This window comes from Brevundimonas sp. DC300-4 (genome assembly GCF_049897365.1).
Lineage (GTDB): Bacteria > Pseudomonadota > Alphaproteobacteria > Caulobacterales > Caulobacteraceae > Brevundimonas.
Map to the genome: position 1 here is coordinate 259,713 of NZ_JAFCWC010000003.1, position 12,971 is coordinate 272,683.

Sequence of the window (12,971 nt, forward strand, 5' to 3'; positions counted from 1 at the left end):
AATGTCGAAGCGCCATAGCGCCAAGTATAAAATCGATCGGGCCATGGGTGAGAACCTGTGGGGCCGCGCCAAGTCGCCGGTCAACAAGCGTTCCTACGGTCCCGGTCAGCACGGCCAGCGCCGCAAGTCCAAGGTCTCCGACTTCGGCCTGCAACTGAAGGCCAAGCAGAAGCTCAAGGGCTACTACGCCAACCTGACTGAGAAGCAGTTCCGCAAGACCTATGACGAGGCCGCTCGCCGTAAGGGCAACACCTCGGAAATCCTGATCGGCCTGCTGGAAGCCCGTCTGGACGCCACGGTCTATCGCGCCAAATTCGTGCCGACCCCCTGGGCAGCCCGTCAGTTCGTCAACCACGGCCACGTCACCGTCAACGGCAAGAAGGTGAACATCGCTTCGTATCGCCTGCGCGTCGGCGACGTCGTCGAGGTCAAGGAAAAGTCCCGCAACATGGCGCTGGTGCTCGAAGCCCAGCAGTCCGGCGAGCGCGACATCCCCGACTACCTGGAACTGGGCGACCGTGGTTTCTCGGTCCGCTTCGTCCGCTTCCCCGAACTGGCCGACGTGCCCTTCGCGGTGAAGATGGAGCCGAACCTGGTCGTCGAATACTACTCTTCCTGATCGTTATACGATCTGGACTGGAAAGGCCCCGGAGCAATCCGGGGCCTTTTTCGTGCGCGGATTACAGACTGTTCACTTGCCGTCGGACGTAAAGCACGCTTTCCATGTCGCTTCCACGGGGAGAGGCATGATGGATCGCAGACAGGTGCTGGCCGCAGGCGTGGTCATGGGGGCCTTGCCGGGCTTGAGCTGGGCCCAGGCGCTCGAGCCCGCGTGGATCAAGCTGCCGACCGAGCCCTATCGCGGCAAGCAGGACGACGTGGTCTTCGTCGACGCCCTGACCGGCTGGTACGGCAATGGCGCGGGCAAGCTGTTCAAGACGACGGACGGCGGCCAGAGCTGGACGCGGATCCTCGACAGGCCCGGCACCTTCGTGCGGGCGCTCGGCTTCGTCGACGCCGACCTGGGGTTCCTGGGCAATATCGGGCCGGACTATTTCCCCGGCGGGACGGATGCGACGCCGCTTTATCGGACCCGGGATGGCGGCGCGTCGTGGGAGGCAGTGCCGATCGAGGGGCCGGCGGTGACCGGCATCTGCGCCATCGATGTGCACAAGGCGTCGTTCATCAATGCCGGTGTTCTCGGCCATCGGGTCACGATCCGCGCGGGCGGACGGGTCGGAGGCCCGGCTCTGCTGGCCACCTCGCGCGACGGCGGCGAGACCTGGACCTCGGAGGATCTGTCCGCCCTGACGGCGATGATCCTGGATGTGCATTTCGTCGACGAACGGATCGGCTTCATCTGCGGCGCGTCGGACACCAATGTCGAACAGTCCCACGCGGTGATCCTGCGGACCGCTGACGGCGGCCGGACCTGGGCACGGGTCTATGAGGGCTCACGGCCGTTCGAACTGACGTGGAAGATGGCCTTCCCGGCCGAGAGCACCGGCTACGTGACGGTGCAGAGCTACAATCCGGATACGACCGTGTCGCAGCGGGTCTTCGCCAAGACCACTGACGGCGGCCTGACCTGGTCGGAACTGCCGCTGATCGACAATGCAGCGGTTCGCGAATTCGGCATCGGCTTCGTGGACGAGAATCGCGGCTGGATCGGCGCAGTTCCAAACGGGTTCGAGACCCGGGACGCCGGGGCGACCTGGGCCCCGGTCGCCATGGGTCTGGCGGTCAACAAGGTCCGGATCGTACCGAACGGGGACGGGGTGGCGGTGTTCGGCATCGGGGTCGAGCTGCATCGGCTCGACCTGCCGGGGTGACCGGCTCGCCCTATCGGCGAAAATCAGGTGCGGAAACGGCCGAATTGGGCGATGGTGGTGGCCAAGGCTGTTCAAGGACCCGGGACATGGCGCCGATCCGCACGTTCGCACTGATCGCGGCAGCCGCGCTGGCGACGTCCGGCTGCGCCTGGTTCCAGCGAGATACGCCAATGCAGACGGTCGCCATGCCCGGTGAGCTGGAACCGATCCACGCCGCCGCGATCACGCGCGACCTGGCCGTGTTCTGGGTCAGCTCGAACGGCTGCACCGACAAGTCCGACCTGCGGCCGGTCGTGGACCACATGGGTGCCGACTCGACCATCACCCTGCGCCGCATCGAACAGGACGATTGCGAGACCCCGTTGGCCGACGGCGTCGAGTTGATCTGGTCGTTCGAGGAGCTGGGCCTGATCCCCGGCTCGCGGGTGTCGGTCAACAACCCCTATCAGCTGCCGTCGACGATTCCGACGACCTAGGCGGCGGCGGCGCTGCTGGCGGCGAGCGAAGGGGTCTCGACGGCCGCGAGCGGGCTGTGGATCAACGAGATGACGACCCCACGGCCTGGACTTTCCACCTGGATACGGGCCTGAAGCTGCTTCGCCAGGGTCTCGACGATGCTGGTGCCCAGGCCGGGCGTTGTGCTCGCCGCGTCCTTCGGCATACCGACGCCGTCGTCGCGGACCGTCAGGGTCCAGTTGCGGCCGTGGCTTGAGTATCCCACCACGATCGTGCCGGATCGGCCGCCCGGGAAGGCGTGCTTCAGGGCATTGATCACCAGTTCGGTGACGATCAGACCCAGGCTGACGGAGACGTCGGCGCTGGTGGCGCTGTCGTCGGCCTCCACTCGCAGCGACAGGCGCGTGGGGTCATGGATCATCGACGCCGCGATGCTCTTGCACAGTTGGGTGAAATACGGGGCCAGTTCGACCTCGCCGAGACGGGAGGTCGACAGTTGCTGTTGCAGGGCGGCGACCGACAAGAGGCGGCTGTGGGCGTCCGTAAGCTGGACGCGCGTCTCGTCCGAGGTGGTCTTCCTGGCGCTCTGCAGGATGACGCTGGCGATGATCTGCAGGCTGTTGGCGACCCGGTGCTGCAGCTCCTGCAGCAGGATGGCCTTTTCGCGCAGCAGGTCGTCCTTCTGTTTCTCGCCCTCGCGCGCGGCCGTGACGTCCTCGACGGTCAGCAGAAGGCGAACGGGCTGGTCGTCCGCAAGGACCAGCCTTTGCGCCTTGATGACCAGCTTGCGCACACCCTGGCGCGGATCCTTCATGTCCATTTCATAGGCGTCGATGTCGGCGTCGCCTGAGGCCGTGGCGTCTAGCAGCACGCGAAGCTGGGGCTCGTTCCATTCCCCGACGCCGATCTCGTCAAGGAAGCGGTCGACGATGCGGTTCGGGTCGATGGCGAAGACGCGGCAGAAGGAGGTGCTGGCGGCGATGACCTTCAGCGATTGGTCCAGCATCAGCAGCGGCACGGTCGAGGAGCCCACTACGGCAAGCGCGAGGCTGAGGGGGCCGTCGGGATGCAGCGGCGGGTGGGCAGCCATCGCTGACCCTCCAGGTGATCCGGAGGCTCGCGGTGCGAAAGCCATACCCGGCCGAATTGTCGAGGAAGAGGCTCAGGCCACATCGCCTAAGTCGGAAAACCAACTTAGCACGCATGACTCGGATTCAACGCAAGAATCGCGGAAAGTCGGGAACGCGGATCCCGTGAGTGCGTTAGCGCTGCTCGAAGGTCGGCAGCATGTCGGCCGGGATGCGCGTCGGCCGCATTGTCGTGGCATCGACCAGACACCATTCCGAAACGCCCTGGGCGCACAGCCGGCCCTCGCCGTCCTCGATACGGACATAGCGGGCGAAGCGCGGACCTTGCGGATCGCCGACCCAGGTCCGGGCCACGGCTGTGGCGTCAGGCAGGAGGGCGCGCAGATAGTCGATCTCGTGCCTAAGGGCGACCCAGGACCATTTCGCGCGCGTCGCCTTGTCGAACCGGGCGTTCCAATGGGTCGTGCCCGCCTCCTGCAGCCAGCCGACGTAGACGACGTTGTTGACGTGGCCGTTGTCGTCGATGTGCTCGGAACGGATATCGAGGGGGACCTCGAAGACCTCGCGGTCCTCGCGCGGCGTCAGGGTCGGGCGGGCCAAGGCTTACGCCTCGCCGAGAGGAACACCCTTTTCGACCATCAGGGCGGTCAGTTCGCCAGCCTGGAACATCTCGCGCACGATGTCCGAACCGCCGACGAATTCGCCCTTCACATAGAGCTGGGGGATGGTCGGCCAGTCGGTGAAGGCCTTGATGCCGTCGCGCAGGCCGTCGTCCTGAAGAACATCGACGCCGACGAAAGGCGCGCCGACATGGTCGAGGATCTGGACGGCGAGCGAGGAGAAGCCGCAACGCGGGCTGTCGGGCGTCCCCTTCATGAACAGGACGACGTCGTTCTGGGCCACGGTCCGGGCGATGAAGGCGTGGGCCGGATCGGCGGCGGTATCGAGGGCTTGTTCGGACACAGGGAGACGCCTTTCGTTGAAGGCGTCAGCTAGGGATGGCGGGGACGCCGGTCAAGGGAGGCGAGCCTCAAGCCTGCGTGTCCAGAGGCATATCAGGCGGCGACCCGGGCCATCTCGATCTGAGCCGAAAGGCCAGGCGGCATGTCGCGCTCGGGCACAGCGGCGAGGGCGTTCAGGCGTTCGGCATCCCGGGCGGTGATCAGGACGCTGGAGATCGCCGGGTCGGTCATGGTGTGGGCGAGGCAAATGGCCTCCGCGGTCCAGTGCGGCGTGCGATGCAGGAAGGCGAAGGTGCCGGCATGGGCCAGTGGGTTGTCCTTCGTCTTCGACCCGCCGCCAAAGCCGAACAGGCCCTTCTTGGGCTCATGCAGGGTTGCGGCCTTCTTCTCGGTATCGAGTTCGGCGGGGAAATAATCATAGGCCAGGATGGCCATGTCCTGTTCGCGCGCAGCGCGGAGGCGAGAGCGGATCTTCCAGTCGACATTGACGTGGAAGGGCGTGCCGAGAACATCGAAGGCGCCCGTCGAGACATAGGCGTCCATGACCTCGCCCTCGCCGGAGACGCCGAGAAAGCGGACGCGTTCCGTGGCGCGCAGGGCCTTGAGGGCGTTCAGGGAGGATTGCGGCAGTTCGTCCTCGCCGGGCTCTTGAAGCATGGCGACATCGATCCAGCCGAGACCGGAGACATGCAGGCAGCGGTCGATGGCGCCGGTCATGCCCTCGGCCGAGAAGTCGCGGGCGGAACCCCGACGGCCGTCGCCGACGCCCAGTTGAAGGCTGACGTTCAGGAGCTTGCGATCGACGTTGGCCAGGGCCTGACCAAGCACTTCGGCGAGAACCGGGTCGGCCGTCTCCAGCCTGTAGGAGTTGATACCGGCCTCCAGGGCCGAAAAGATCAGGTCGTTGGCGGCCGCCACCCCCCGCGCCAGATTTTCGACGCCGAGGCTGAGCGTCAGGGTCGAGATGGCGGCGCCGGATGCGCCGAAGGGGCGATAGCGCATGGCGGATCAGCCTGTCGTGGAGGGGGCGGAGGTTTCGAGCGCGAGGGCGTGCAGTTCGCCGCCCATATGCCCCTTGAGCGCGGCATAGACGAGCTGGTGTTGTTTCACGCGCGGCAGGCCGGCGAAGGCGGTTGAGACGATACGCGCCTTGTAGTGGTCGCCGTCGCCGGCGAGGTCGTCGATCACGATTTCGGCGTCGGGAAACGCCTCGATCAGATAGGCATGCAGGGTTTCGACGGGCATCGGCATGGGGTGGACAATGGCCGGTAAACCTTAATGGCTGGCTAGCGGCGACGGCCACCTCCCTCCCTTCGAAGGAGGATGAGATCATCGGGCCGCCGGCCGTTCCAGGAAGATCACGGGCTTGTCCTGATAGGTCCCCTCCGCATAGGCAGTGAAGCCCGTGCGGCCGGCCAGCTTCAGCGAAGGCGCATTCGGCGGATCGATCATGCAGACGGTCCGGGGCAGCCTGCGCGAATGATCGCACCAGTGCAGCGCCGCCTCCAGAGCCTCTCGCGCCAGCCCCAGCCCCTGGAAGCGGACCCCGACGCCCCAGCCGAGTTCCGGCGTGTCCATTGGCGGATGCGTCTCGCGCCGGTAGTCCAGCACCCCGACACTGCCGACATAGTGGGCGGTGTCGGTCATGCGAATGGCCCAGTTGCCCATGCCCAGCGCCTGCCAGTGGCCCAGATCGCGCAGCAGCCGGAACCAGACCTCTTCGCGGGTCATCGGTCCCCGCCCTGCGATGGGAAGGGTGAACCGCGCGTCGCGCCAAAGCTCGGCCAGGTCGTCGAAATCCGTCAGGGCGACGGGCGTCAGGGTCAGGCGCGGCGTGGTGATGACGGGTCCAGTCACATCAGTCCCAGTTGCTTGAAGCTGGTCACGCCCTCGCGGCCGACGATCAGGTGGTCGTGGACCTCGACGCTGAGGGCTTTCGCCGCCTGGATGATCTGTCTGGTTATGTCAATGTCGGCGCGGCTGGGGGTCGGGTCGCCGGACGGGTGGTTGTGGACCAGGATCAGGGCGGCGGCGCTGACCTCCAGGCCCCGGCGGACAACCTCGCGCGGATAGACCGGGGCATGGTCGACCGTGCCCCGGTTCTGGATCTCGTCGAGGATCAGCTGGTTCTTCTTGTCGAGATAGAGGACGCGGAATTGCTCGCGCGGTTCGTGCTGGAGGGCGACGCGGACGTAGGCGAGCAGTGCCGTCCAGGACGAGATGACGGGCCGTTTGACGGTCGGCTCCCTGGCCACGCGCTGCGCGACCTCGTGCAGGGCGGCGAGGTCCAGGGCCGTCTCCATGCCGACGCCCTTTCTGCGGCCCCGGGTGTCCTCAGTGCGGACGGTCATCAGGTCCTCGACCGAGGCGGCGAGGACGGCGGCGAAGGATCCGAACCGCGACAGCAGGGCCTTGGCGACCGGTTTCACATCCCCCTGCGGCTGGCTGCGGAACAGGAACAGCTCCAGCAGTTCGTAATCGGGCAGATGGTGCAGGCCGGCGGTTCGGGCGCGCTCGCGCAGCCGTTCGCGGTGTCCCACATAATGCGGGACGACCATGGCGGTGGTCGTTGTCGGTTGATCGCCCTGATCCGTCACGACGCCCTCTGCTGACACGTAGTCAGGCTAACCGGTGGCGGGCGCGGTTCAAGGGGGTTTCTAGTTCGGGTTGAACAGGCCGGCCGGGCTGGCGGTGAAGATTTCGCAGCCGTCCTCGGTCACCCCGACCGTATGCTCGCACTGGGCGGACAGGGACTTGTCGCGGGTCACGGCGGTCCAGCCGTCGGTCAGCACCTTCACGTGCGGCTTGCCCAGATTCACCATCGGCTCGATCGTGAAGAACATACCGGGCTTGAGCACTGCGCCCTCGCCCTTGCGGCCATAGTGCAGGACATTGGGGCTGTCGTGGAACAGGCGGCCGATGCCGTGGCCGCAGAAGTCGCGCACGACGCTCATGCGGTTGGCCTCGACGTAGCGCTGGATGACGAAGCCGATGTCGCCGAACGTATTGCCCGGCTTCACCTGCTCCAGCCCGAGAGCCAGCGATTCATAGGTGACATCCACCAGCTTCTTCACGCGAGGGGCCAGGTTGCCCACGGCGTACATGCGGCTGGAATCGCCGTGCCAGCCGTCGACGATGACGGTGTGGTCGATGTTGACGATATCGCCGTCCTTCAGCACCCGGTCGCCCGGAATTCCATGGCACACCACGTGATTGATCGAGGTGCAGACGGTCTTCATATAGCCCTTGTAACCGAGGCAGGCGGGCAGGCCGCCCTTGTCCAGGGTGAACTGGCGGATGCGGTCGTCGATCTCCTGGGTCGTCACGCCGGGCACGACGAACGGCGTGATCATGTCGAGCGCCTCGGCCACCAGACGGCCGGCGACGCGCATGCCTTCGAAATCCCCGGGCTCATACAGACGGATGGCGCTGGTCCGCGTGAAGGTCTCTTCAGCCAGCTCGGGCGTTTCGTACATTCGGCGGTCTCGGGGTCGCGCTGGTCAGCGCCGTCGGAGCTTATGTGGGCAGTGTAGCACGCTTCCTCAAGCCTTTTCAGCGGCTGTGACGGCGAGACCCTTGTCGGCTGGCCGCGGCGGCGTAGGTGTGGCGCATGACCCACGCAGCACCGACCGCCGCCGTCCTGATCATCGGCGATGAAATCCTGTCCGGGCGGACGGCCGACACCAATCTGAACTCTATCGCGCGTTTCCTCGGCGCGCTGGGGATCGACCTGCTGGAGGCGCGAACGGTCGGGGATCGACCGCCGCAGATCGTGGAGGCGCTGAACGCGCTGCGCGCCGCGCACGACTATGTCTTCACCACCGGCGGGATCGGCCCGACGCACGACGACATCACGGCGGACTGCGTGGCCGAGGCGTTCGGCGTCGGCATAGCGGAACGTGCAGACGCGCTGGCGATCCTGGAGCGGCGCTATGGTGACGAACTCAACGAGGCGCGACGGCGAATGGCGCGGATTCCGGACGGCGGCGTGCTGATCGCCAATCCCGTGACGGATGCGCCGGGATTCCAGATCGGCAACGTCTTCGTCATGGCGGGCGTGCCGAAGATCATGACCGGGATGCTGGAGGATGTGGCGCCCAGGTTGCGGACCGGGGCGGTGGTGCATCAGCGGACGCTGAGGGTCACCGGCGTCGGCGAAGGCGCTATCGCGGCGCCCCTGGCCGAGGCGGCGAAGGCGGACTGCGACCTGTCGTTCGGCAGCTATCCGTTTGGAGCCGGGTCGGACGGCGAGCTGGGCACGAATCTGGTGGTGCGCGGCCGGGATGCGGCGAAGGTCGAGGCGGCAGTCCAGGCGCTGGCGGGGACGCTTGGCGCGGCCGGGATCGCGACGGCGCTCCACACATGAAAACGGCGGGCCCCTCGCGAGGCCCGCCGTCTCATTTCAGTTCAAAGCATCAGGCCTTGGCGACGTAGCCCTTGCCGCCGTTGGATGGGCGACGGCCGCGGGGGCGGCGGCTGATCTCGCCGTCGGGCTTGGGCGCCGCGACCGGACGGTTGGCGTTGGCGGCAGAGCGGGCGCGGTCGGCGGCCAGGGGATCGAACGGGGTGACGTTGGTGATCGACCGGTCGCCGTTGTGGCCGCGGTTCTGATCGCGTCCGCCATCGCGTCCGCCTTCGCGGTTGCCGCCCGGAGCCGGCTTGCGCTGGCGATGCGGCTGGCCGCCGTGAGCCGGCTTGACGCCGTCGCGACGCGGGTTGCGCGGACCGCGATCGCCGCGCGGACGATCCTCGCGGTCGGGCATGGTGGCCTTGGTGCCGACGCCGGCGGCCATGATCGACTGGTCCAGCAGGCCCAGCGACTTGTCGTTACGACGGTCGGTGGCCGGGATCTTCTGGCGGGTGACTTTCTCGATGTCCTTGAGCAGCTTCATCTCGTCGCCGGCGACGAAGCTGATGGCCGAGCCGTCGGCGCCCGCGCGGGCCGTCCGGCCGATGCGGTGAACATAGGCTTCGGGCACGAAGGGCAGTTCGAAATTCACGACGTGGGAGACGCCGTCGACATCGATGCCGCGCGCGGCGATGTCGGTGGCGACCAGAACGCGCAGCTTGCCGGCCTTGAAGGCGGCCAGGGTACGCTCACGCTGGGGCTGGCTCTTGTTGCCGTGGATCGCTCCGGCCTGGACGCCGCCGGCCTCCAGATAGGCCGCGACCTTGTCGGCGCCGTGCTTGGTCTTGGTGAAGACCAGGCAGCGCGTGTAGTTGTCGTCGGCGAACATCTCGGTCAGCAGGGCGCGCTTGCGGCCCTGTTCGACGTGGACCACGGACTGGTTGATGCGCTCGACCGTGGTGGCCTGGGGGGTCACCTGGACCTTGACCGGATCCTTGAGCAGCTCGCCGGCCAGCTTGCCGATTTCGGTCGGCATGGTGGCGGAGAAGAACAGGTTCTGGCGCTTGGCCGGAATGCGCGAGACGATCTGGCGGATCGGCTTGACGAAGCCGAGGTCCAGCATCTGGTCGGCTTCGTCGAGGACGAAGATTTCCGTGGAGGACAGGTCCAGCGTCTTTTGCTGCATATGATCCAGCAGGCGACCGGGGGTGGCGACGAGGACGTCGAGGCCGCCCTGGATGGCGCGTTCCTGCGGGCCGTATTTCACGCCGCCGAAGACGACGGCGACCTTGAAGCCGAGGTGGCGGCCGTAGGTCTTGAAGCTCTCGGCGATCTGGCTGGCCAGTTCACGCGTCGGCGACAGGATCAGGCAGCGGGTGGTGCGCGGCAGGGGGGCGACGCGATTTTCGGCCAGGCGATGCAGGATCGGCAGGGCGAAGGCGGCGGTCTTGCCGGTGCCGGTCTGGGCGATGCCCAGCAGGTCCTTGCCGAGCATGACGTCGGGAATGGCCTGGGCCTGGATCGGCGTGGGGATGGTGTAGCCCTCGGTCGTGAGGGCTTGCAGCAGGGCCTTGTTAAGGCCGAAGGATTCGAAGGTAATGCTCATGGGAGCTATGTTTCTTTCGCGTATGCGGCGACGCGCATCAGCCATGGCTCAACGCCGATAAGGCCGCGCACCGCCAGTCCCGACGGAGCACCAGAGTGGGGCTCGCGGGGTGGATCGGGCGCCGCCCCGCGTGTCCGGGCAGCGAATGAATCTTGAGGGTCCGGCGGCTGCTACAGTCAGGTCTTCGCTCGGAAGCAAGACCCACACGCGCTGGAGACGCCGGGGATCGCAATTGTGCGACGCAGCGCAAATGGGCGCACACTGCGGCGAAGTCAAGGCGGACGGCTGTCGTCTCCTCCCTGTCGCGCAGCGACGGGGAGGAGACGACCGGCCTAGATCAGGCTCACCGCCAGGTTGACCGCGAGCGCCACCAGCACGGTGTTGAACACGAAGGCCGTCACGCTGTGCACCGTCGAGAGCCGACGCAGGCCCCGGTCGGCGATCTGGACGTCGGCGGTCTGGGAGGCGACGCCGAGGATCAGGGAGAAGTGCAGGAAGTCCCAGTAGTCGGGCTCGGTCTCTCCCGGAAACAGCAGGCCGCCACGATCGCCCGTCTTGTCCGGAGCATAGAAGCGATGGGCGTAGTGCAGGCCGAACAGCACGTGGACGAAGAGCCAGGAGGCGGCGACGGTGCCGAGGGTCAGCAGGGCCTCGATCCCCTTGTCGATGCCCGCCGATGCCGTGGCGGCCTCGGAGATGACCAGGGCGACGCTGGCGGCGGCGGCCAGCAGGCTGAGCGGGAGGACTGCGACCCCGGCCTCGTCCAGTTCGGCCGCCCGGGCGCGGATGGCTTCGACCGACTGCGTCCGGGCCAGCTTCAGGAAGGTCAGGAGCAGGAACAGGGCCACGCCCGCATCCCAGCCTGCCGCGAGCCGCACGGTCCAGCGCCACTCGACCGGGGCGGCGAGGGTGATGACCGCCGCGGTCGCCAGACCCGCCAGCAACACGCCATGCAGGCGCAGCACCCGGAACGGCGGGCGGGCTTCGGGCGGGGCGGGCGGCTGGGCCATCAGGTTCCGGGCTGGATGTAGGGGATCGCCGCGAACAGGCGACGTTCGGCGCCGCGCGGATCGTCCTCCATCCGGGGCGGCGCGTCCATGATCATCGTCTGGCGGCGGGTCAGATCGTAGGGGGTCAAGCTCGGCAGGCCTGGGTGGTTGGGATCCCCGTCGCGGGCCAGGGCGACGAAGGCCCTCGACAGGCGGTCGGCCATGCCTTGCGCCTCCGGTCCCTGGGCGCGGCTGCCGGTCGCCCTGACGGTGTCGAGCGCCAGGGGGATGTCGTCGGTGTGCATGGCGCCGCGCCGGCCGCCGTCGATCGGAGATGTCCAGTCCAGTTGGTAGACCCAGGCCGGGGTTCCGGCCGCGGCGCGGGCCTCGGCCTCGATCACAGCGCCGCGCCATGAGCGGGCCGCCGTGGTGGCGGAGAAGAAGACGTCGGACGGAGAGTAGGCGGGATACATCCGGCGATAGGCGGCGATGACGGGTTCGGGGGCGACGTCGATGCGGAACTCCCGGTTCGTCAACTTGCCGGGCAGGTCGTCCCAGGTCAGGGCGAAATTGGCCGGGTCATTGCCAAGGAAGGCGCGGGTCTCGTCGTGGGTGTTGCCGATGATCATCGGGATCTGGGCCGACTGGGAGGGTGCATCCGGATAGAAGGGGTGACGCGTCAGGCTGCGGTTATCGAGCACCGGCCCCCAGTAGAGGCCGCCGAAGCCGAGCACCGGATCGGTCGCCTCGGAGGCCTTCAGCAGATCTTCAACCGGCAGGGTCGCGGCCTCGGCGGCGCGGTCATTCGGCAGGCCAAGGGCGTCGAGCCAGGCCTCGGCGCGGCGGGTCGCGTTCCAGGGGCCGGAGGCGGTGACCTGCTGGCCGCTCATGGTGGCGGCGCGATGGAACAGGCCGGCGGCGGCCGGCGTCGCCATCATGGTCGCGATCTTGGCCCCGCCGCCGGACTGGCCGAAGACCATGACGCGGGAGGGATCGCCGCCGAAGGCTCCGATATTGTCGCGCACCCATTCCAGCGCGAGGTGCAGATCGAGCTGTCCGGCGTTGCCGCTGTCGAGAAAGGGCGCGCCCGCGATGCGGGCCAGATAGGCGTAGCCGAACAGGTTCAGCCGGTGGTTCAGGGTCACCACGACCACGTCGTTGCGCCTCGCCAGCCGCGTCCCGTCATAGAGCGGGCTGGAGCCCGAGCCGTTCGAATAGGCGCCGCCGTGGATATAGACCATCACCGGCCGCCGCTCGTGGTCGAGCCCCGGAGACCAGACATTGAGGAAGAGGCAGTCCTCGGACTGACTGGCTTCAGTCCCGCCCTGCGGGCTCGCGGGCCCATAGGCGAAGGCCTCGGCAGGGGTGGTCCATGAGGTCGGGCGGACGGGCGGCTGGAAGCGGCGCGGTCCGGTGTCGGCGCCGTAACGCAGGCCCTTGAACACCGCGATCCCGGCGTCCGTCTGGCCGCGCACCGGCCCTTTGGTGGTGGCGACCACCGGGTGGTCGGATTGAGCGAAGGCGGGCACGGCGAGCGTGGGCAGGATCAGGGCGGCGGCGACCACCGAACGACGCGAAACACTCATCTCAAACTCCGTGCACCCCGGCGAAGGCCGGGGTCCAGATCCCAAAACGGGGCGGCCGGAAGGGGCCGCCTGCATCGCTGTCCCGACGACCGGATCCGCCTTCT

Annotated in this window: 15 protein-coding genes; 4 read left to right on the forward strand and 11 right to left on the reverse strand. The window is 67.5% G+C overall.

Going from position 1 to position 12,971, the window contains the following annotated elements:
• Position 1: 1 nt before the first annotated feature.
• The 3 genes from rpsD (at position 2) to ACP7AZ_RS07055 (ending at position 2,308) form a co-directional block, all read left to right on the forward strand.
• Positions 2-619 carry a 30S ribosomal protein S4 gene (gene rpsD, locus ACP7AZ_RS07045; protein ID WP_292152148.1) on the forward strand — a complete coding sequence of 206 codons (618 nt, stop codon included), beginning with the start codon at positions 2-4 and terminating at the stop codon, positions 617-619.
• A gap of 127 nt (positions 620-746) precedes the next feature.
• A complete protein-coding gene (locus ACP7AZ_RS07050) occupies positions 747-1,832 on the forward strand; it encodes a WD40/YVTN/BNR-like repeat-containing protein (protein WP_426037430.1) in 1,086 nt (361 codons plus the stop codon).
• A gap of 86 nt (positions 1,833-1,918) precedes the next feature.
• A complete protein-coding gene (locus ACP7AZ_RS07055; protein ID WP_426037432.1) occupies positions 1,919-2,308 on the forward strand; it encodes a hypothetical protein in 390 nt (129 codons plus the stop codon).
• Here the strand turns inward: ACP7AZ_RS07055 and ACP7AZ_RS07060 are convergent.
• The 8 genes from ACP7AZ_RS07060 to map all read right to left on the reverse strand — a co-directional run bounded on the left by ACP7AZ_RS07060 (position 2,305) and on the right by map (position 7,814).
• Entirely contained in the window at positions 2,305-3,378 is a 1,074-nt protein-coding gene (locus ACP7AZ_RS07060; protein WP_426037434.1) for a sensor histidine kinase, read from the reverse strand. The two genes, ACP7AZ_RS07055 and ACP7AZ_RS07060, sit on opposite strands and share 4 nt — an antisense overlap.
• 172 nt (positions 3,379-3,550) lie before the next feature.
• Complete coding sequence (locus ACP7AZ_RS07065) at positions 3,551-3,976, reverse strand: acyl-CoA thioesterase (protein WP_426037436.1); 426 nt, start codon at positions 3,974-3,976, stop codon at positions 3,551-3,553.
• Positions 3,977-3,979: 3 nt separating this feature from the next.
• Positions 3,980-4,339: a Grx4 family monothiol glutaredoxin gene (gene grxD, locus ACP7AZ_RS07070; RefSeq protein WP_303694035.1), complete on the reverse strand. Its 360-nt coding sequence runs from the start codon at positions 4,337-4,339 to the stop codon at positions 3,980-3,982.
• Between the two features lie 92 nt (positions 4,340-4,431).
• Positions 4,432-5,340, reverse strand: a complete 909-nt coding sequence (locus tag ACP7AZ_RS07075; RefSeq protein WP_426037438.1) for an oxidoreductase — start codon at positions 5,338-5,340, stop codon at positions 4,432-4,434.
• A gap of 6 nt (positions 5,341-5,346) precedes the next feature.
• Entirely contained in the window at positions 5,347-5,589 is a 243-nt protein-coding gene (locus ACP7AZ_RS07080) for a BolA family protein (protein WP_303694033.1), read from the reverse strand.
• A gap of 78 nt (positions 5,590-5,667) precedes the next feature.
• Positions 5,668-6,195, reverse strand: a complete 528-nt coding sequence (locus ACP7AZ_RS07085; RefSeq protein ID WP_426037440.1) for a GNAT family N-acetyltransferase — start codon at positions 6,193-6,195, stop codon at positions 5,668-5,670.
• Positions 6,192-6,896 carry a RadC family protein gene (radC, locus tag ACP7AZ_RS07090; RefSeq protein WP_426037730.1) on the reverse strand — a complete coding sequence of 235 codons (705 nt, stop codon included), beginning with the start codon at positions 6,894-6,896 and terminating at the stop codon, positions 6,192-6,194. The genes ACP7AZ_RS07085 and radC overlap by 4 nt, the downstream gene beginning before the upstream one ends.
• A gap of 99 nt (positions 6,897-6,995) precedes the next feature.
• Positions 6,996-7,814, reverse strand: coding sequence for a type I methionyl aminopeptidase (gene map, locus ACP7AZ_RS07095; RefSeq protein WP_426037442.1), 819 nt, complete (start codon positions 7,812-7,814; stop codon positions 6,996-6,998).
• Positions 7,815-7,948: 134 nt separating this feature from the next.
• On the opposite strand from map, the gene ACP7AZ_RS07100 reads away from it, so the two are divergent.
• Positions 7,949-8,704: a competence/damage-inducible protein A gene (locus tag ACP7AZ_RS07100; protein WP_426037444.1), complete on the forward strand. Its 756-nt coding sequence runs from the start codon at positions 7,949-7,951 to the stop codon at positions 8,702-8,704.
• Positions 8,705-8,753: 49 nt separating this feature from the next.
• On the opposite strand, the gene ACP7AZ_RS07105 is transcribed toward ACP7AZ_RS07100, so the two are convergent.
• From ACP7AZ_RS07105 to ACP7AZ_RS07115, 3 genes are all read right to left on the reverse strand, one after another.
• Complete coding sequence (locus ACP7AZ_RS07105) at positions 8,754-10,292, reverse strand: DEAD/DEAH box helicase (protein WP_426037446.1); 1,539 nt, start codon at positions 10,290-10,292, stop codon at positions 8,754-8,756.
• Between the two features lie 332 nt (positions 10,293-10,624).
• A complete protein-coding gene (locus tag ACP7AZ_RS07110) occupies positions 10,625-11,302 on the reverse strand; it encodes a DUF1345 domain-containing protein (RefSeq protein WP_426037448.1) in 678 nt (225 codons plus the stop codon).
• Complete coding sequence (locus ACP7AZ_RS07115; protein WP_426037450.1) at positions 11,302-12,867, reverse strand: carboxylesterase/lipase family protein; 1,566 nt, start codon at positions 12,865-12,867, stop codon at positions 11,302-11,304. Before ACP7AZ_RS07115 ends, ACP7AZ_RS07110 begins: the two co-directional genes overlap by 1 nt.
• Positions 12,868-12,971 lie beyond the last annotated feature (104 nt).

Excerpts from the sequence above, each read along its gene's own strand:
- rpsD (WP_292152148.1), top strand. The coding sequence starts at position 2 with ATGTCGAAGCGCCATAGCGCCAAGTATAAAATCGATCGGGCCATGGGT.
- ACP7AZ_RS07050 (WP_426037430.1), top strand. The coding sequence starts at position 747 with ATGATGGATCGCAGACAGGTGCTGGCCGCAGGCGTGGTCATGGGGGCC.
- ACP7AZ_RS07055 (WP_426037432.1), top strand. The coding sequence starts at position 1,919 with ATGGCGCCGATCCGCACGTTCGCACTGATCGCGGCAGCCGCGCTGGCG.
- ACP7AZ_RS07060 (WP_426037434.1), bottom strand. The coding sequence starts at position 3,378 with ATGGCTGCCCACCCGCCGCTGCATCCCGACGGCCCCCTCAGCCTCGCG.
- ACP7AZ_RS07075 (WP_426037438.1), bottom strand. The coding sequence starts at position 5,340 with ATGCGCTATCGCCCCTTCGGCGCATCCGGCGCCGCCATCTCGACCCTG.
- ACP7AZ_RS07080 (WP_303694033.1), bottom strand. The coding sequence starts at position 5,589 with ATGCCGATGCCCGTCGAAACCCTGCATGCCTATCTGATCGAGGCGTTT.
- radC (WP_426037730.1), bottom strand. The coding sequence starts at position 6,896 with ATGGTCGTCCCGCATTATGTGGGACACCGCGAACGGCTGCGCGAGCGC.
- map (WP_426037442.1), bottom strand. The coding sequence starts at position 7,814 with ATGTACGAAACGCCCGAGCTGGCTGAAGAGACCTTCACGCGGACCAGC.
- ACP7AZ_RS07100 (WP_426037444.1), top strand. The coding sequence starts at position 7,949 with ATGACCCACGCAGCACCGACCGCCGCCGTCCTGATCATCGGCGATGAA.
- ACP7AZ_RS07105 (WP_426037446.1), bottom strand. The coding sequence starts at position 10,292 with ATGAGCATTACCTTCGAATCCTTCGGCCTTAACAAGGCCCTGCTGCAA.
- ACP7AZ_RS07110 (WP_426037448.1), bottom strand. The coding sequence starts at position 11,302 with ATGGCCCAGCCGCCCGCCCCGCCCGAAGCCCGCCCGCCGTTCCGGGTG.
- ACP7AZ_RS07115 (WP_426037450.1), bottom strand. The coding sequence starts at position 12,867 with ATGAGTGTTTCGCGTCGTTCGGTGGTCGCCGCCGCCCTGATCCTGCCC.